This is a genomic window from Actinomadura formosensis (genome assembly GCF_050948385.1).
Classification (GTDB): domain Bacteria; phylum Actinomycetota; class Actinomycetes; order Streptosporangiales; family Streptosporangiaceae; genus Spirillospora; species Spirillospora formosensis.
This window is the reverse complement of the sequence record NZ_CP192011.1, coordinates 5449585-5467210: the sequence shown is the minus strand read 5'-3', so window position 1 is coordinate 5467210 and position 17626 is coordinate 5449585. Positions and strand designations below refer to the sequence as shown.

The window sequence follows — 17626 nt, the reverse complement described above, 5'->3', positions numbered from 1 at the left end:
GTCTTACCGCTGACGATAGAACACGCCAGTACCGTGCAGGTGGAAGTAACGCGAGTCATCCAGCAGCGGCAGTCCCGCAATGCGTTCGCCGATGGTGTACCGAAAGCGGTCAACTCCGGTGAAGTGGTCGAACACGATGGCTCCGCCGACCACAGTGCGCTCCTGGACGACTTCCAGCGCTGCCCGTGCCGAGCTGTAGTTGTCGGTGTCCACGAAGCTCACCACTACGTCCTCGTGTTCCAGGCGCGCGGCTGTCTCCACAATGTCACCAGGAACCAGTTCGACGTTACGGCCGTTGAGATAGCGGCGTACAGCCGGCAGATCGGTGAACACGCAATCAGGGTGGTCATACATGTCGAGAGGGCTTCGACGTGGTGGGAATCCGGCGAAGCTGTCGAAACCGATAACGGGCCAGCTCATGCCGAGGCGTTCGGCCACGCGGGACAGGAACATGGTTGTTCCGCCCTTGAACATGCCGAACTCGGCCACGACACCTTGAAGGTCGAGTCGAGCGGCGTTCATGAGGCACTGGTACAGGTGCGGCAAGCTGTTCGGATACCCATTGGCCAGGCTCGGTACCAGAAGTTGCGCTCGTTCTTCGTCGTACACCTGGTCACGGAAATCCAGGTGCCCATACCCGGCGACGATGACCTTTGGTGTGCCTTGGATGTACGGCAGCGCCGCAAGCAGCAGATCTTGCTTGGCTTCGTCGGACGCCACCACCAACGCGTCCGGGTTGGCGCGGCTCAGCCCCTCCATGGGGAGCACGGGCACATGCGGCGTGATCGGCGGCTCTTCGGGCGACGGGGTGAAGATGCCGCCGACAGCGGCGATGAAGCCGGAGACGGCCAAACCATCGAGTAGGCGTAGTGCAACGTCGGTCAAGCCGAGGATGCCAACGGACCGTGCGCCGCTGAAGAGCTCGCGTTCAAGATCCTCGCGCAGTTTGGCGAAGTCTTCGGCGCGCATCACTCACCCTCCCATGTGGCAAGGAAGTCAACGTATAGGGCAGGTGCCTCACGCCGCAGGACTCCAACAACCTCGGTAGTGGCGTACGTGAGATTGATCGCCCGCGTCAACCGCTCAGGAACGGGTGCCGGCGGCAGTGCTTCCATGAAGCACTGCTCCACCTCGCTGAAGGACGTGATCACGTGACCGGCGGCTTCAGCCAAGGAAGGCGTAACGTCCGGATCGTCCAGCACGGTAAGGTCGAGCGTTTCCAGCAGCCCCTCGAACCCACCGCGGCCGTCGCTGTAGGGCGGTTGAACCCGGCCACCCAGCAGGCCGCGACCAACGGCTTCGTCCTGGTCGGCCAAGTACGTTTGATACTTCAGGCTGTACACGAGGAGATCGACCACGGTGTCCAGCAGGTTTTCGTCACGTGTGGCTGGGGCACCGGCTGCCGCCTGTTCCAGTCGATCCACCTTGCGCGCGATGTTCGCGAGAACAGAGATCAGCTCGCCTCGCCGCTTCCAGGCGGGACCGTAAGCGGCGTTCTTCTCACGATGCAGGCTGCGGACCGCCACCTTGAACCGGACGTCCTCGCTCACGCCAGCACCTTCTGATACGTCAGCGTGCGGGTGTCGAGGTCAGCCACCAGATAACCACCCTCATTTGCGGCGAGCTGGTGAAGCGCGCCGAAGCCTTGCTGGATGGCTCGTCGCCACAGCCAGACGGGCAGCGTCTCGACTTCGAGATCAGCTGCCGCGGCCTTGGCCACGTCGATCACCTCGCCGTCGATGCCGGTTTCGCTCTGGAAGGCGGACCGGCGGACCGCCAGGCGCGAGAGCATTGCCGCCAGGCCTTCCTCGGCAAAGATGGCGCGTGCCCCGTCTTCACACTCATCGGTCGTCGAGTTGGACTTGCGTTTCACGCGCAGCAGCGACCGCATGTTGGGAGACCAGTTCAAGACGGCCATGAAGCCGAGATGGATCGCGTCGTGGTAGCGGTAGGCGTCGGTACGTCGGGTGTTGTCCGTCAAGGGATCGCCGATGGTGTCGCCAACCTGATAGCCGATCACCTTGTCGCCGTCGGACCGTACCGGGCCATCGGGAAAAGCGTTGGGCTCAGCGGACACCAAGGTGAGCAGGACCGTCTGACGACCGGATGAGGTGGGGTGTTCGGCGAAGGCGAGAACCAAACGCCTGGGGAAGCGCTCTTGTTCAGGGAACTCAGCGTCAAATACCGGAAGGCCGGTCAGCGGCTCGCCAAGCGATGGTGATGGATAGCGGTCGCGTGTGCGCTGAAGGTTGGCCGCTGCAATGTCCTCCAAGTCAAGGTTGAACGCGGTGGCGACGGCCGCTGTGTACCACAGCAGATCGCCCAGCTCCTCGCGCAAGAACTCCCGGTTCGCGGCCAAATCAAAGCCGTCGCGCAAGTACTTGCGATAAACGTTGAGAATTGAGCCCGTCTCGCTGGCGAGGCCGAGCATTGGAGCGATCGCCGCCTGCGGGCCGCCGAGCTTGAGGCGGCTGGTTTCATGAGCGGCGAGTTGAAAGGACGCGAAGTCCATGAGCGCCCCCGACCAGGCAATCAGCGGTTATCTAGACGAGCGGACACGCTGGAGTCTAGCTGGCGCATTACCGCCTATTTGTTTCACTGATCACACTTGTCCCACATAGGCCACGAACACCTGACGTGCCCAAGGCAAAAGGATCAGGGCATCACGCGATTCTCGTCGGGGACACCACGTCGGGCGGACGACCGCCCTCGATCACCCTTCTCGAACGGTTTCGACGTCTGGAACCGCAAACTCCTGGCGCGCTACCTCCTAGTACTGCTATCAGGGTCTGTGATCTAGACCTGAATGTGGTGGTGGCGGAGCCGGCGTTTCCAGTAGTGGGTGCTGCGGGCGCGGGCTTGGCGGGTGCGGCGGAGCAGGGACCAAGCCGCGGCTGCTTTTGGGGCGTGGGCGGCGGTGACGGCGAGGTAGGCGTGGGCGAGCATGGCCAGGGTGATGTGGCGGACACCGGCGACGCGGACCAGTTCCTGCATTGGGGTGCCGGCGGGGCCGAAGTACTGCTAGAAGGCCAGTTCGAGTTCGCCTTGTCCGTTGGGCGGCGAGGCTGCGGCGCACCAACGGCCAGCGCTGGAATGCCTCGGGTGCGCCAGGTCGTCGCCGGGATGCGGCCCCAGGCCGGCCATGGCCCAGTCGTACAGACGTTCAGGGTCGGGCTTGGGGGGGCGTAGGGGCGCGTTCCTGCATTCATGGGAAGCGGCGTGTTGTCGTCATGCCCCCTCTGCATGATGACAACACGCCGCAGGTCGGTGCGCGTGTGGACCGTTGCCGGAGGCCGGTCACGAGGGGATGCGGGCCCAGATCCATTTGCCCCCGGCGGGGTCGCCGGTGACGCCGCACTTGGTGGAGAGGGCCTGGATGATGTGGAGGCCCCAGCCGCCGTTGTCGTCGAACGCCTCCTCGGAGAGGTCGAGGTCTTCGAGGGTGAGTTCGGTCTTCGGCTTGGCGCGGGGCAGTTCGTGGGCCGCGTCCCAGACGGCGATGGTGATCCCGTAGGAGTCCCGGCTGAGCTGGAGGCGGATCTCCTCGCGTGGCGTCTGGCGGGCCGCGTTGGTGACGAGTTCCGAGACGATGAGAAGCGCGTTGTCGAGAATGTGGAAATAGTCCCATTTGCGGATTCGTGCGTCCACGAGGGTGCGTGCGAGCCCTACTGAGGCCGGCGTGCCCATAAGGGAGAGGATCAAGTCTCCGGTCGCCGTCATCACCATCGTCCCCGTCCTTGCCTGAGATTCCGATTTCCTGTGACAAGGATCACGGCCATGTCCTAACTTTGCTTGTATCAGCGAAAAGCAAAAACATGGAGGGGCAATGGTGATCGTTCGAGACCCGCTCGACCCCAAGATCTCTATGTGGCACTTCCTCGCGTACTACCTGCGCTTTATGCGGGAGAAGGAGGGGCTGTCGCTCGCCCAGTGGGGCAAGATCATCGGGATGGCGCGGTCAAGCGTTTCGAACATCGAAGCCGGACGCGCGAAGCTCCAGGTCGACTACGCGAGGCGGCTCGACGTCAAGTTCGAGACCGGCGGGCTGTTCGAACTGCTGCTCTGGTACGCCCGCATGGCGCACGACCCGAACTGGTTCAAGCAGTACAGCCAGCACGAGCGACAGGCGGTCGAGATCAAAGTCTTCCACGGGCAGGCGGTCCCGCTGCTGCTCCAGACCGACGACTACACGCGGGCCTACGTCCGCATGAACACGGCCAAGGACGTCGAAGGCATGCTGGCTGGCCGGGTCAGCCGCAAGCGGGCTGTGATGGAGCGAGAGGATCCCCCGTACATCTGGGCGCTTCTGGACGAGGCAGTCCTCGCACGTCCGGTCGGTGGCCGAGAGGTCATGAAGGCACAGCTCCAGTATCTCCTGGAGCTGTCACAACGCTGGTACGTCATCCTTCGGATCGTGCCGTTTTCGGCGGGTGAACACCTTGGCGCGGACGGATTCTTCCAGCTCATCGGCTTGCAGGACCGCGACATCGCATACGCAGGAGCGCAGAAGGGCGGTCGCTTGATCGAAATGCCCGACGAGATCAAGGACTTTGCTGTTACTTTCGAACGTATCGGCGCAAAGGCCGAATCTCAGGACGCTTCGCGCGACATGATCAAGCATTACTTGGAGAGGTGCCCATGACCGTCCAGTGGCGCAAGAGCTCTTACAGCGGCACAGCAACCGACGAGGTATGCGTTGAGCTGGGACGACTTGCGCCAGGGGTCGGGATCGGGGTGCGGGATTCGAAGGACCCGGACGGTGGCCACCTCACCCTCTCCGTTGCCCAGTTCGCCGGTCTGGTAGAGCAGATCAAGCAGCACCCGGAGCGGTAACCATGATCGTGCAGTGGCGTAAGAGCACTCACAGCGGCGGAGCAAATGATGAGCACTGCGTTGAGCTGGGACGTCTTTCGCCGGGCATCGGAGTGCGGGACAGCAAGGATCCGGACGGTGGCCACCTCACTCTGTCCGTTGTGGAGTTCGCCAGCCTGATCGAGCGGGTCAAGCGGTACCCGGCCCGCTGACCGTCCTCCCGTCCAGCCGAACCCTCGCCCTCGGTACGGCCCTCTCATCCTTGGACCGGCTCACGTCCCGGGGCTTCGGGCGGATCATTCGTCCTGGGGTGGCGATCACTCATCGAGGTCCGCTGCCCGGGACGCCGCCTCTCGATCGCCCGCAAGCACCAATCCGCGCCCACCCGGCCCCCGAGCCTCCCGCCTCCGGACGTCCACCTCCGAACACGTCCCACCCCCGTCCCGGGCGCTTGGGCTTGGATCGGGCAATGTGCCTGCCGGCGATCAAGCCGAGGTCAGAGGCCGAGGCTGGCGAGTTCGCCGCGGGAGGACACGCCTAGTTTCGGGTAGGCGCGGTACAGGTGGTGGCCGATGGTGCGCGGGCTCAGGAACAGCTGCGCCGCGATGTCGCGGTTGGACAGGCCCTGGGCGGCGAGCCGGACGACCTGGAGCTCCTGCGGGGTGAGCCGGTCGGCGACGGAGTCGTCGCGGGTGCTCGCGCCCGCCTCGCCGGTCGCCCGGAGTTCGGCCCGGGCGCGTTCGGCCCACGGTGCCGCGCCCATTCCCTCGAAGGTCTCCAGCGCCGGCCGCAGCAGTGAGCGCGCCTCGGCCTTGCGCTGCGCCCGGCGCAGCCATTCGCCGTACAGCAGCTCGGTCCGCGCCCGCTCGAACGGGCGGCCGCCCTTGGCGTGCGCCCGCACCGCCTCGACGAAAAGCCGTCCGGCCTCCTCTCCCGTGGTGAGGAGCGCGCGGCAGCGCAGCAGGACGCCCGCCGCCCACGGCTGCTCCGACGCGATGCTCCAGCCCTCGAAGCGTTCGATGGCCCCGTCCGCCCGCTCCGGCCGCCCGGCTCGGACGGCGGCCTCGACATGGTCGCCCGCGAAGTGGATCAGGTTCATCAGCCCGAGCGGGGTGTCCCCGGCGCCGCGGGAGGCCGCCTCCAGCCGGTCGAGGGCGCGGTCGTACCGGCCGCCGCCGAGGTCCAGCAGGGCGAGCGCCATCGAGCCCCACGCCGCGGTGCGGGCGATCCGGGCCGTCCGGGCGCGGGCGACGGCCGGTTCGGCGAGCGACCGGCAGGCGTCCCCGTCCCCCGCGAACGCCGCCGCCCAGGCCAGCACGCAGCGCAGATGGTCGACGCGGTGCAGCTGCCCGGTGCTCTCGGCGAGCCGCATGCCCTCCTCGGCGTGCACGATCGCGTCCCTGCGGCGGCCGAGGAACATCTCCGTCACCGCCAGATGCTCCAGCGCGTTCGGCAGCCAGCCGATCTGCCCGGTGTCGCGCGCATCGGCGACGAGCGGCTCGTAGATCTCCAACGCGGCCTCGTCGTCGCCGGTCAGCATGCCCATCGCCCCGGCGATGACCCGCTCCGCGGTGCCGGGCACCCCGCCGCGCCGGGCCGCGGCGAGCAGGGCGCGCATCCGCGGCATCGCCTCGGCCGGATCGTTCGCCATGAGCCGGGCGAGGCCGCCGAGCGCCACCGCGCCGGGCGTCTCGCCGGCCACCTCGAGCAGCCGGTCGGCGGCCTGCCGGGCGAGCGCCGAATCGCCGCCGAAGTAACTGTTCCGGACGGCTTCCGCCAGCATCCGCGCGGCCTTGGCCGGCTGCCGATCCGCGATCGGGTCGGCGGCCGTGAGCAGGATCGCCGCCGCGGCGAGCGGTGACCCGCGCTCGAACTCCACCCCGGCCCGGACGTGGGCGAGGCGCGCCGTGAGCGCGGCGTCCCGGGTGGCCCGGCCCGCGCGGCGCGCGATCTGCGCCGCCCGCGCGAGGTCGCCCGCCATGAGCGCGGCCTCGGCCGCGCCGACGAGCCGGCCGGCCTGCCGGGCCGGGTCGGGGTGAGTTCGGCCGCGCGTTCCAGCGCGGCGGTCTGCGCGGCGTACCCGGCCCGTGCCGCGGCCTGCTCGGCGGTGTCCGCGAGCCCGGCGGCGATCCGCTCGTCCGGCCCGGTCGCGGCCGCGGCGAGATGCCAGGCCCGGCGGTCCGGGTGCTGCTCGCCGAGCGCCTCGGCGATCGCCCGGTGCGCGGCCAGCCGGCGGGCGAGCGGAGCCTCCTGGACGACCGCCGCCCGCACGAGCGGGTGCTTGAAGGCGGCGAACGTCCTGGAGAACGACAGCAGGCCCGAGCGTTCGACCCGCTCCAGCGCGGACGGCCGGGCACCGAGGGCCTCGGCCGCGCGGAGCACGACACCGAGGTCGCCGGTCTCCTCGACGGCCGCGACGAGCAGCAGCGTGCGGCTCCCCTCGTCCAGCCGGGCGGCCTGTGCGCCGAACGTGCGGCGCACGCGGTCGGTGAGGGGCAACGCGCCGAGGTGGTACGCCAGCGGCAGGACCGCGCCGCCGCGCTGCTCGGCCGTGAGCGAGGCGTGCAGTTCGATGAGCGCGAGCGGGTTGCCCTCGGACTCGGCGAGGACCCGGTCCCGGACGGGCGGCGCGAGGTCCGGGGCGTGCTGAGCGAGCAGCGCCGCCGACGCCCGGCCGTCCAGGCCCCACAGCGGCAGCTCCCGCATGCCGTCCAGCCGGGCGCGGGCGCCGCCGCGGACGGCGAACAGCAGCGCCACGCCTTCGCGCTGCACCCGCCGTGCGGCGAAGGCGAGCGCTTCGGTGGAGGCCCGGTCGAGCCAATGGGCGTCGTCCACGACGCACAGCAGCGGGGCGAGGTCGGCGAGCAGTGAGAGCACCGCGAGGCCGACGAGCAGCGGACCGTCCTGCCCGGCGGGGCCGAGCCCGAACGCGCTGCGCAGCGCGGCGGCCTGCCGCTCGGGGAGGGCGTCGACGCGGTCGAGGACGGGCCCGAGCAGCAGGTGCAGCCCGGCGAAGGGCAGCTCGGCCTCGGACTCGATCCCGGCGGTGCGCAGGACGCGCAGCCCGTCCGCCCGCGCCACGGCGTGCTCCAGCAGCGCGGACTTGCCGATGCCCGGCTGACCGCGCAGGACGAGGGCGCCGCTGCGTCCCGCGCGGGCCTCGTCGAGCAGCTCGCCGAGGACGGCCTGCTCCGCCTCGCGACCGACAATCATGGAAGGAAGGTACTGATGTCGCGCTGGTCCCCGCGATCCCGGCACCGGTAATCCGACCGATTCCTCGGCATCGTTCCGCTCCGTAGCGTTCTGACCAGCGAGAAGAGCGACACAAGGAGAGCAGGATGACCGGAGGATTTCCCGGCTACTCGACCGCCGAGCGGGACCGGCGCTGGGCGCTGGCGCGCGAGCTGATGGACGCCGAAGGCGTCGAGGCGCTCGTCGTGTACGGCGAGCACGAGTCGAGCGGCCCCGCGCCGTTCGCGCCGGACGTGTTCTTCACCAACGAGCGGCCCGGCGCGATCGTGGTGTTCCCGCGAGACGCCGACCCGGTCTCGCTGGTGTGGTCGCCGATGCACGTCGCCGACCACATCGAGGCGCGCCGCCGCGGCGAGGCGTGCTGGACCGAGCCGCGCAACATGCGGGTCGCCAAGCACGCGCCCGGCGTGGTCGAGGTGCTCAGGGAGCACGGCCTGGACCGCGCGGCGATCGGCGTGATCGGCCTGGAGCCGTACCCGCCGTTCCACTTCAACCCGATCATGCCGCACGGGCTGTGGGCAGCGGTCCTGGAGCAGCTCCCGGACGCGACGTTCAAACCCGTCTGGCTGAGCTTCCTGCTCCGGACGCTCGTCCAGTCCGAGGAGGAGCTCGCCGCGCTCCGCCGCGCGGCGGACGCCGGCGAGGCGATGGCGCGGGCGATGCTGGAGGCGACGCGGCCCGGCGTGACCGAGGCGGACGTGTACGCGGCCGGCATGGCCGCCGGGCACCGGCTCGGCGTCGCCGCCCCGGGCATGCTGATCCAGTCCGGGCCCGGTTTCGCCTGCTGGGGTCCGCCGGTGTGGTCCTACCGGCCGCAGGCACCGCGGACCATCGAGGACGGCGACGTGATCCTGGCCGAGGTGTTCAGCTCCTACGGGATGCGCGAGTCCCAGCACCAGGTCGCCATCGCGGTCGGCGATGTCCACCCGGACGTCGAGCAGGCCGCCAAGGTGGCGCGCGCCTCCTACGACGCGGGCGTCGCGGCGATGCGGCCCGGTGCCACCTTCGGCGAGGTCGTCGCCGCGATGAAGCGGCCCATGGAGGACGCGGGAGGCTGGAACGTTCACCCGCTCGTGCACGGCATCGACCCCTACGGGACGGTCTGCGGCTTCGGCGGCGGCCTGCGCGAGCTGCCGGAGGCCGCGGAGTACGGCCTGATCACCGAGGTGCCGACCATCGGCAGCGACCTCCCCCTGGCCCCGGGGATGGCGTTCGCCTTCGAGCCGAACTGCGTGCTGAACGGCCGCATGGCCAACCTCGGCGGCACCGTCGTCGTCGGTGAGGACGGCGCCGTCGAACTGAACACCCTCACCACCGACCTACTCCGCGCCTAAGACGTCGTCTCATTTGGTGAGTCCGCGGCGGTGATGCCGCCCTGCCACCCAGCGGTGCCGGCCCAGCCGGTCGGAGGACTCGATGCCGCGGCGGGCGATACGCGGGGTGATACCCCGCCCGCCCAGGCCGGCGCCGCAGGTCGGCGTAGTCGTAACCCTTGCCTTGCTCCCGCGCGGGACCCCAGGTCATGCGGGTCATGCGGGCCACTGCTGTATCCAGATTCGCTGAACACACTTGGTAAGCAAATGATTGCCCCTAGTGTTGCCGGCGTGCCGTCAATCGATCATGAGCTGCCGTTGGAGCTGGTCCGCAACCGGCCGCAGCTCGTCCCCGCGATCCTGCGGGCCGTCTTCGACCTGGAGATGCCCGGGGGTGGAGACGCCACGCTGGTCTCCGAGTCCTTCGCCGGCCTGAACCCGGCCGAGTTGCGCTGCGACGCCACCGTCCTTCTGGGCGACCCCGAGAAGCCCGAGTGCGGCGTCATCGTGGAATCGCAGCTGCGCTACGACGAGGGGAAGCTCTTCAGCTGGCCCAGCTACCTGTCCCTGCTGCGGCAGCGGCACAGATGCCCGGTGACCCTGCTGGTCCTCTGCCCCGACCGGGCCGCCGCCCGCGCCTGCGCCAGGCCGATCGACATGGGGCACCCCGAATGGGTGCTCAAGCCCCTGACGGTCCACCCCGGGATGCTGCCTCCCATCACCGACCCCGACCAGGCCCGCCGGCTTCCCGAACTGGCGGTCCTCAGCGCCCCCGTTCACGCCGACGGCCCGGACGGCGAAGCCGTCCTGACCAGCGTGGCCGCCGCGATTGACACCCTGACCGGTGACACCAGGAGCAGTGACGCCGGCCGTCTGTACCATGATTATCTGACGACCCGGTTCTCCGAAGCCGCCCGCAAGATCCTGGAGGAGATCGTGAAGACCGCAGGCTACGAGTGGCAGTCGGACTTCGCCAAGACCCACCGTGCCGAGGGCCGGGCGGAGGGCCGCGCGGAGGGCGAGGCCGAGGGCGAGGCGAAGGCGGTCCTGCTCGTGCTGGACGCCCGCGGGATCACCGTCCCCAACGACGTCCGCGAGCACGTCACGAACTGCACCGACACCGACCAGCTCGAACGCTGGGTCCAGCGCGCCGCAGTCATCGACAGGGCCGAAGATCTTCTCGACTGACGGTCCGGAGCCCATCGAGAACATCGCCGACGGCCCAGGCCCCCGTCCGGGGGCCTGGGCCGTCGGCGTTCGCGACAGACCCGAGTGATTCCCGGAGACGGGGGAGCGGCGGGGCCCGGTCGCCGCATGACCACCGGCGATCCGGCGGCGCGGGCGGGCTGGGCCGGTCGGCCGCCGTGGAAGCCGCCCTCCGGCCGGGGGATCAGGGCTCGCGTGTGCCGCCGGTGAACCGCTGGAGGGCGTCCTCGTAGGCGGCGCGCTCGTGGGCCAGTTGCGACCAGTCGCCGGGTTCCTCGGCGGCGGTGAAGCAGTCCGCGTCACGGAGGCCCCACACTTCGGCCTCCACCCAGGTCAGGTGGCGGTACTTGCGCGGGGCCATGCACTGGGAGCCGAAGTCCCAGCCGACCGCCGAGACCGCCCTGCCGGAGAACTGCTCCCGCGCCCGCTGGACGTAGCGGGCGCGGGCGATGGTCTCCGGGTGCAGGAACGACAGGTCGAAGCCGTTGTCGCCGAGGCCGAACGCGGCCAGCCCGTAGAGGAACGTCGCCTCGATGCCCCGTTCCGAGCAGAACTCCGCGATCCTGGTGGCGCCGAGGAGCGTCCCGGCGTAGGAGACCACGTGGACACGCTGGAGCGGATAGGTCTCCAGGTAGCGGCGGAGTGCCGCGACGATGGTCGCGCCGGACGCCACGGTGTCCCCGATGAGCAGGGTTCCGGCGGGCGCGTCGAAGCAGGTGTAGGGCACCTCGATCCGCGCGGTGCCGTGCGCGACGGCCGCCCGGGACGTGGCGATCATGTTGGTGGGCAGGTTGCGGCCGGTCTCCTCGGCCATCGCCTCGCCGAGCTGGTAGATCAGGCCCTTGCTGAGGATCATCAGTTCGGCGGTGTCGCCGGGAGGAAGCTCGTCCGCCAGGTGCGCGACGAAATGCCGGCTGCAGGCAAGGCAGGCCCGGCGGAAATCGGCTCCCGTGAGGTTGCGGTCGAAGAGCAGCCCTTCGAGCGCGGTGTTGTGGACGAGGTAAACGCGGGGGCCGTCCTGGCCGTCGCCGATGAGTTCCGCGACGCTGTGCGCCGAGTCGGTTATCACCTCTCATCTGCTTTCCGCATATGGCCGCCCGCGCAGGCGTTCGAGCGCGGCGAGCATGGGCGGGTCGCCGGGCAGGACGTTGTCGCGGTACTCCGTGATCGCCTCGTCGAGCCAGCCGGGCATGTGGGGCGCTTCGCGCGCCTTCCGCGACGCCAGTTCCGGGAGCAGTTCCCCGGCGGTCAGGAAGTCGTCGACGACCGCGGAGGCCAGCGCCGCGACGTGGGGGTGGACGTAGTCGCGGACGACCACGCCGCGGTATTCGAGTTCGTCGGCCCGGTACTTGGAGTTGCGCGGGGCCACCACGATGATCGGCGTGCCGAGCAGGGTGGCGGCGGTCATCTCCACCCCGATGCCGATTCCGCGGCGTTCCCGGGCGTCCACGATGACCGCCGTCGCGACCATCACCTGGTACATGTCGCGGCCGAACTGCCCGAGCGTGTTGGACGGGTCGGTGATGGGGTCGTCCGGGTTGAGGAAAACGACCTCGCGCGGCGCGGCGCCCTTGGCGACCTCCAGCCTCTCGATGTCCGACCAGCAGAGTTTCTTCTCGTCCCCCGCGCCCTTCATGATGGAACCGGAGCAGTACACGGAAATGGTCATGGGTCGTCGCTCCATGTCTTTCTGTCGGTGAAGGTGAAATCGGCCATGGTGCCGGCCACGGCCTGCACGTTCGACTTCGCTTCGGCGTAGGTGCCGGCGTGCCGGAAGCGGTGGGATCTGCGGGCCTCCAGGACGGCGATCCGCAGCGCGTCCGCTGCGGAGTCGTCGTACACCCGGTCGATGACCAGGCCGAATTCCGGCAGGGACCGCAGCCGCAGCAGTTCGTCCCAGCGGGCGGCGCGGTGGACGAAGTCCCGGATGCCGAGCCAGTGCAGTACCGAGTCGAGGCGCCGCGCCGGCAGCAGCCTGCCGTCCATGCCGGGCGTCCTGCGGGACAGTCCGCAGGTCAGATCACCCGCGGGAAGGTCGGACAGGACGGCGGCGTCCAGGTCGAGGAGGTAACTGCGCAGATATGCGCGGGAGAGGAAGAAGGCGAGCGATGTGCTTTCGGGCGGGGTGAGCGGAACCGGTAACGCGCGTTCCACGAACCGCGCGATGAACGCCTGGCCGTCCAGCCGTTCGGGGGTTCTCCCGAGCAGCCGTTCGGCGCGTCCCCGGGGCCGGTGCCATCGGCGTGCGGTGCCACGGACGATCCCGTGCAGTTCACCGCCGGGCTGGAGCGCGTCCCGCCACAGGTCGCCGATTCCGGCGGCCGTTCCTCCGCCGTGCCGGGGGGCCCATGTGAAGTCGGGATCGGAGCAGATCCCCCGCACGCCGGTGCGCCGATAGGGGTTGAGCCGGTCCCGCCGGTACTCGTGGACCTTCATCTCCCGGTAGTCGGCCAGGTCGGGGACGGGGGAGACGTAGCGGAGGGCGCCCGCCCGCACCAGTGGCGCCAGGCATCCGAGGAAGGTCCGGTACCAGGGGATCTCGAAGATGTAGGACGCGGGGATGAGAAGGTGCCGTTCGGTCAGCAGCAGCGCGAGCCGTGTCGCCTCCAACGCCCGGGTCAGGGTGAGGGCGGCGTGTCTTTCTCTGGCGTCGATGCCGTAGCAGGCGAGGATTTCAGGGTTCGTGTACTGGACGAACACCGGCCGGTCGGGGCGGTAGCCGCCGCCCGCCGGGAAAGGCGTCCGCGTCGCCGTCCTGCTCAGTACCGCCGTGACGTAGATGTCGCGGGCCGCGACGAACGCGTCTCGTCTCGCCCACACCTGCTGGGTGGGGGCGGGACGTTCCGGTTCATCGCCCATCGCCGTCCAGAGGCGTCGATATGTGCTGGTCTCTGCCCGCTATGTAGGCGTTGCGGCCGGCGGTGATGTTCTGTACTACGGGAGCCGTTTCCACTTCGGCGAGGGAACGCCGCACCTGGACGACGAAGTCCCGGAGCTCGGCCGACGCCTCGGCGTGCTCGACGAGGAAGGCCATCAGGATGGCCGTCCACCTCTCCTGCTCGGCCGCGACGGCCGTCCGTTCCGGCGGGGACAGGCGGCCCAACCGGCTTGCCGACTCCTCCAGCCGCCGGGAGAGACCCTCTTCGGCGGGGTGCGCGCCACGGCCGACGATTCGCGTGAACCGCGCCCTCACCGTGCCCCAGAAATCGGTGGCCATGGCCTCCACCAGGGCCGCGCCCGCCGCACCGGCGAGCCCTGCCAGCGCGGGATCCATGCGCCCACCTCTCCTGTCGACCGCCGCTCATGAGTCTTGGATTTCGGGAACATTATGGGGCGGTCATCGGCGCTCTTCCAGGGGCTTGCGCATTCCGGAAGAGGTCAACAGGGATGGACGCCGGAAATCGGCCGTAAATGGGCTGGTCTGCGGTGGTGTTTTGGTGAGCCCGGAACCGAATATCGCTTTTCGCGAGAAAGATCACATCCACTGCAATTCTCGTGAAACGGTGTGTCCGGTGCATTTCCCCCGGCACCACGCCCGCCGCCGCGCCTGGGCGACCAGGGCGCCGATACCCTCGACCGGATCGGATGGGGCTGAACCAAGATCGGCGGTGGTGCGTCGGTAAGTGGCAGTGACCCAGTCCGTGAAGGGGGAGAGATGCAGAATCTGGACGGGTGGAAGGCGATCGACGGGGTGCTCGGGGCGCGGTACGGGGACGCGGACCGGCTGGTGTGGGACGCGCCGATGCCGTACCGGCCCATGGGGCCGATGCCGATGGGGCAGTTCGTCACCAACACGATCGCGGTCTATCCGCGGGACGAGCCGGTGCCGCACTGGCATCTCGTCGGGTACGCGCTGACCGCGCCGTTCGAGGAGCGCGGCTACGAGTTCACCCTGCGGGTGCCGCGCGGGCCGCAGGAGCAGGCGCCGCCGAACTGGGCGATGGGCCACCTGGAGAACCTCGCGTCGTACGTGGCGAAGAGCGGAAACGACTTCAAGGCGGGGCATTACATCGAGTTCCCCGATCCGATCGACCCGGACCGCCCGGGGTCGGCCATCCGGGCCGGGGCCCTGGTGCTCGACCCGGAGCTGGGGCGGGCGCGGACCCCGCTGGGGGAAGTGGCGTTCCTGCAGTTCGTCGGCATCACCACCGATGAGCTTCACGCGGCGCAGTCGTGGAACGTCCAGGGGCTCATCGGTGCCATCGAGCCGCACCTGCCGGTCCTGGTGACGAACCTGGACCGGATGTCGCTGGCCGATGTGCCGGGCGTCGCCAGGACCGTCCAGGAGGGGTCGCGGCGGGACGGGTCCGGGACCGGTTTCCTGTTCTTCCAGCAGCTGGACGCCGACACCTCCGACGGTGTCACGCTGGAGATCGGCGCCCGGCACATCCCGCAGTTCACCCGGGTGCTGCCGGCCCGCGTGCCGCACGGGAATCCGCTGATCCTGCGGGGCCCCGGCACGCCCGTCGTGCTGCTTCCCGGGCAGCGGTTCGGCCATGACCGGACGCAGGAGGCCCTGGAGATCACGCTGCCGGACGAGGTGAGCCGGGCCGTCGCCGAGACCGTCCGCCCGCAGCCCGGCACGTACCGGGTCGGCCCCCTGACCGTGAACGTCGTGCCCTAACCGGGGTCGGCCGCCGTTCGGGCGGCGCGCCGGCAAATACGCGACCACGGGTTTCTGCTGGCTGGATGGCGGCCGGTCTCCGGCATGCCGAAGGCGCCCGCCTCGGGAAGAGCGGGCGCCTTCGGCGGGAATCTCAGTGGCGGGTGCGGGCGGGCGAGTCGGCGAGCGTGACGCCGGGAACGAGCGCGGTGCGGCCGTTCTGGAAGTTGTACTCGACCTCGGCGGCTTCGGCGGGGCTGGGGTCCGGGTTGCGGCAGGACGTGCCGGCGCTGGCACCCGACATCAGGTCCGAGCACAGCCCGGTGCGCCGGTCCGGCAGGCCGAGGATGTGCCCCAGCTCGTGGGCCGCGATCCGGACCGGGTAGTGGCCCTGCTGGACGGCCTGCCGGCCCATCCAGACGTAGCCGCTCCCGAGGCCGGTGGGCATGGCGCGCGGCCAGCCGTTGTCGGCGTAGATGACGACGTCGGCGGGCGTTCCGGGGACGAACTGGACATTGCGCACGTGCTGGTTCCAGATCTGCGCGCCCTCGTCGACCGCCGCCCGGAACTCGGCGGCGCCGCTCGCGTCGTAGGTGACCGTGCGGACGACGAAGGACGGCTGTGGGTCGGACGAGGCCGAGGCCGCGAGCCCCGTGCCGGTCAGGAAGGCCAGGCCGAGCAGCAGCGTGGCGCAGACCCGCAGAAATCTTCGGGCAACCATGGGAGCTTTCATTGGGCCGACTATCGGTACCGATGACGAAACCGTCAATGCCGGTCCGGTCCTGCGCCGCCGTAATCGAAATTCCTTCTGGCCGAAAAAGAGCGTCCACCTGCCGCCCTTCTGTTCGCCCGCCGCCGAAACTGAACGGACGGCGGTTTTCCACCGCCGGGTGGTCCTAGGTCGAAGGGACGTCCCGGTCTGGTTCGGCCGCCCGACGCGCAAGCACCGCGCGGGAAGACACCATGGGCGGCATGACCACCACCGACCTCGCCGGTGCGGAGGCAGAGCACCGGGCCGGGAGGACGCCCGGCTGGGCCGTGCTGCTCGTCGCGTCCATTGGCCAGTTCCTCGTCGTCCTGGACATCTCCGTCGTCAACGTCGCCCTGCCCCACATGCGCGCCGGCCTCGGCCTCGGCGCCACCGGCCTGCAATGGGTCGTCAACGCCTATTCGTTGACGTTCGCCGGATTCCTCCTGCTCGGCGGGCGCGCCGCCGACCTCTACGGGCGCAAGCGCGTCTTCATGGCGGGCCTCGGCCTGGTCACCCTCGCCAGCCTCGCGGGCGGGTTCGCGCAGGACGGCGCCATGCTGATCGGGGCCCGCGCCGCGCAGGGGCTCGGCGCCGCGATCCTCGCGCCCGTCACGCTGTCGCTGGTCACCGCGACGTTCCCGGCCGGGCCCGCCCGCACCAGGGCGATCGCGATGTGGACGGCCGTCGGCACCGCCGGCGGCGCCACCGGCGGCCTCGCCGGCGGGCTGCTGACCGACTACCTGGGCTGGCGCTGGGTCCTGCTGATCAACGTCCCGGTCGGCGCGGTCGTCGCGGTGATCGCCGCCCGCCGGCTCCGCGACGACCGCGCCACCGCGCGCCGCGTCCGCCTCGACGTGCCCGGCGCCGTCCTCGTCACCGCGGGCGTGGGGCTGCTCGCCTTCGGCATCGGCCAGACCGAGGACCACGGCTGGGCGTCCCTGATCCCGCTCGCCGCCGGGCTCGTCCTGCTCGTCCTGTTCGTCGGGGTCGAGGCGCGGACCCCGCACCCGCTCGTCCGGCTCGGGCTGCTGCGGCTGCGCAGCGTGGCGGTCGGCAACCTCGCCACGCTCGTCGTGATGACGGGCGGGTTCGCGCTCTGGTACTTCCTGTCGCTCTACATGCAGAACGTCCTGCACTACAGCGCGGTTCGCACCGGCCTTTCGTTCCTCCCGCACACCATCGGGATCATCATCGGCTCCCGGCTCGCGCCCACCCTCATGGCCCGCGTCGACGCGCGTCTCCTCGCCGGCGCCGGCGGTCTCATGGCCGCCGCCGGGTTCGCCTGGCAGGGCGTCGTGCTGGACGCCGGCGGGACGTTCCTCGGCTCCATCCTCGGACCCGGCGCGACCATGGCCCTCGGCTTCGGCCTGCTGATGACGCCGCTGGTGGAGACGGCGACAAGCGGCGTGGACGCCTCCGAGGCGGGCACCGTGGCGGGCGTCGTCAACACCTCCCGCACGATCGGTGGCGCGATCGGCCTCAGCGTCCTCGGCGCGGCCGCGGCCGCCGCCGGCCCGGACCTCGTGGACGGCTACGCGACGGCGTTCCGCACCGCCGCCGCCGTCACGGCCGCGGGAACGGCCATCGTCGCGTTCCTCCCCCGCCCGCGCCGGGACGCGCGGGCCGAGGCGGCCGGATGACGCACCGCCCCCGCGTCGGCGGCCGGCGCGGCCGGGCGCACGCCTCCGC

General features: G+C 70.1%; 18 protein-coding genes and 2 pseudogenes. 7 read left to right on the top strand and 13 right to left on the bottom strand.

All coding sequences use genetic code 11. The features are described from left to right. Positions 1-3 precede the first annotated feature (3 nt). The 5 genes and pseudogenes from ACQP1N_RS25665 to ACQP1N_RS25645 form a co-directional block, all read right to left on the bottom strand. Complete coding sequence (locus ACQP1N_RS25665) at positions 4-969, bottom strand: TylF/MycF/NovP-related O-methyltransferase (RefSeq protein WP_067807665.1); 966 nt, start codon at positions 967-969, stop codon at positions 4-6. Further along, a complete protein-coding gene (locus ACQP1N_RS25660; protein WP_067807655.1) occupies positions 969-1550 on the bottom strand; it encodes a hypothetical protein in 582 nt (193 codons plus the stop codon). Before ACQP1N_RS25660 ends, ACQP1N_RS25665 begins: the two co-directional genes overlap by 1 nt. Beyond that, positions 1547-2512, bottom strand: coding sequence for a nucleoside triphosphate pyrophosphohydrolase family protein (locus ACQP1N_RS25655; RefSeq protein ID WP_067807658.1), 966 nt, complete (start codon positions 2510-2512; stop codon positions 1547-1549). Before ACQP1N_RS25655 ends, ACQP1N_RS25660 begins: the two co-directional genes overlap by 4 nt. A gap of 284 nt (positions 2513-2796) precedes the next feature. Further along, positions 2797-3162, bottom strand: a pseudogene (locus ACQP1N_RS25650) (hypothetical protein); the annotation flags it as partial. A gap of 135 nt (positions 3163-3297) precedes the next feature. Next, positions 3298-3648 carry an ATP-binding protein gene (locus tag ACQP1N_RS25645; RefSeq protein WP_165488475.1) on the bottom strand — a complete coding sequence of 117 codons (351 nt, stop codon included), beginning with the start codon at positions 3646-3648 and terminating at the stop codon, positions 3298-3300. Between the two features lie 178 nt (positions 3649-3826). Here ACQP1N_RS25645 and ACQP1N_RS25640 point away from each other — a divergent pair, with 178 nt between their 5' ends. Genes ACQP1N_RS25640 through ACQP1N_RS25630 form a run of 3 tightly spaced genes read left to right on the top strand, consistent with a single transcriptional unit; the run spans position 3827 to position 5024 of the window. Then, entirely contained in the window at positions 3827-4642 is an 816-nt protein-coding gene (locus ACQP1N_RS25640) for a helix-turn-helix domain-containing protein (RefSeq protein WP_067808083.1), read from the top strand. Further along, a complete protein-coding gene (locus ACQP1N_RS25635) occupies positions 4639-4833 on the top strand; it encodes a DUF397 domain-containing protein (RefSeq protein WP_067808085.1) in 195 nt (64 codons plus the stop codon). Before ACQP1N_RS25640 ends, ACQP1N_RS25635 begins: the two co-directional genes overlap by 4 nt. Positions 4834-4835: 2 nt before the next feature. Beyond that, positions 4836-5024: a DUF397 domain-containing protein gene (locus tag ACQP1N_RS25630; RefSeq protein ID WP_165488476.1), complete on the top strand. Its 189-nt coding sequence runs from the start codon at positions 4836-4838 to the stop codon at positions 5022-5024. Between the two features lie 284 nt (positions 5025-5308). On the opposite strand, the gene ACQP1N_RS25625 is transcribed toward ACQP1N_RS25630, so the two are convergent. Further along, positions 5309-6463 carry a helix-turn-helix transcriptional regulator gene (locus ACQP1N_RS25625; RefSeq protein ID WP_433227149.1) on the bottom strand — a complete coding sequence of 385 codons (1155 nt, stop codon included), beginning with the start codon at positions 6461-6463 and terminating at the stop codon, positions 5309-5311. After that, the gene (locus tag ACQP1N_RS25620; protein ID WP_433227147.1) at positions 6346-8025 is read right to left on the bottom strand and encodes an AAA family ATPase; all 1680 of its coding nucleotides are present in this window, start codon (positions 8023-8025) and stop codon (positions 6346-6348) included. The genes ACQP1N_RS25625 and ACQP1N_RS25620 overlap by 118 nt, the downstream gene beginning before the upstream one ends. A gap of 125 nt (positions 8026-8150) precedes the next feature. Here ACQP1N_RS25620 and ACQP1N_RS25615 point away from each other — a divergent pair, with 125 nt between their 5' ends. After that, the gene (locus tag ACQP1N_RS25615) at positions 8151-9398 is read left to right on the top strand and encodes a M24 family metallopeptidase (RefSeq protein WP_067806815.1); all 1248 of its coding nucleotides are present in this window, start codon (positions 8151-8153) and stop codon (positions 9396-9398) included. 30 nt (positions 9399-9428) lie between these two features. On the opposite strand, the pseudogene ACQP1N_RS25610 reads toward ACQP1N_RS25615, so the two are convergent. Beyond that, positions 9429-9515: pseudogene (locus ACQP1N_RS25610) on the bottom strand (IS5/IS1182 family transposase); the annotation flags it as partial. Between the two features lie 153 nt (positions 9516-9668). On the opposite strand from ACQP1N_RS25610, the gene ACQP1N_RS25605 reads away from it, so the two are divergent. Then, on the top strand, positions 9669-10565 hold the full coding sequence (locus tag ACQP1N_RS25605) for a hypothetical protein (protein ID WP_433227145.1): 897 nt from the start codon (positions 9669-9671) through the stop codon (positions 10563-10565). 202 nt (positions 10566-10767) lie between these two features. On the opposite strand, the gene ACQP1N_RS25600 is transcribed toward ACQP1N_RS25605, so the two are convergent. From ACQP1N_RS25600 to ACQP1N_RS25585, 4 genes are read right to left on the bottom strand one after another with little or no spacing between them, the layout of a single operon-like run. Further along, positions 10768-11652: a hypothetical protein gene (locus ACQP1N_RS25600; protein WP_433227143.1), complete on the bottom strand. Its 885-nt coding sequence runs from the start codon at positions 11650-11652 to the stop codon at positions 10768-10770. Between the two features lie 3 nt (positions 11653-11655). Beyond that, the gene (locus ACQP1N_RS25595) at positions 11656-12252 is read right to left on the bottom strand and encodes a hypothetical protein (RefSeq protein ID WP_067806825.1); all 597 of its coding nucleotides are present in this window, start codon (positions 12250-12252) and stop codon (positions 11656-11658) included. Continuing rightward, complete coding sequence (locus ACQP1N_RS25590) at positions 12249-13442, bottom strand: hypothetical protein (RefSeq protein WP_433227140.1); 1194 nt, start codon at positions 13440-13442, stop codon at positions 12249-12251. Before ACQP1N_RS25590 ends, ACQP1N_RS25595 begins: the two co-directional genes overlap by 4 nt. Further along, positions 13432-13857 carry a hypothetical protein gene (locus ACQP1N_RS25585; protein WP_067806831.1) on the bottom strand — a complete coding sequence of 142 codons (426 nt, stop codon included), beginning with the start codon at positions 13855-13857 and terminating at the stop codon, positions 13432-13434. The genes ACQP1N_RS25590 and ACQP1N_RS25585 overlap by 11 nt, the downstream gene beginning before the upstream one ends. Positions 13858-14238: 381 nt before the next feature. Here ACQP1N_RS25585 and ACQP1N_RS25580 point away from each other — a divergent pair, with 381 nt between their 5' ends. Then, positions 14239-15207 (top strand): suppressor of fused domain protein, encoded by a 969-nt coding sequence (locus tag ACQP1N_RS25580; RefSeq protein ID WP_433227138.1) that lies wholly within the window; start codon positions 14239-14241, stop codon positions 15205-15207. A gap of 133 nt (positions 15208-15340) precedes the next feature. Here ACQP1N_RS25580 and ACQP1N_RS25575 read toward each other — a convergent pair whose 3' ends face one another. Next, entirely contained in the window at positions 15341-15919 is a 579-nt protein-coding gene (locus ACQP1N_RS25575) for a snapalysin family zinc-dependent metalloprotease (RefSeq protein ID WP_242609026.1), read from the bottom strand. 239 nt (positions 15920-16158) lie between these two features. On the opposite strand from ACQP1N_RS25575, the gene ACQP1N_RS25570 reads away from it, so the two are divergent. Next, complete coding sequence (locus ACQP1N_RS25570; RefSeq protein ID WP_433227136.1) at positions 16159-17577, top strand: MFS transporter; 1419 nt, start codon at positions 16159-16161, stop codon at positions 17575-17577. Positions 17578-17626 lie beyond the last annotated feature (49 nt).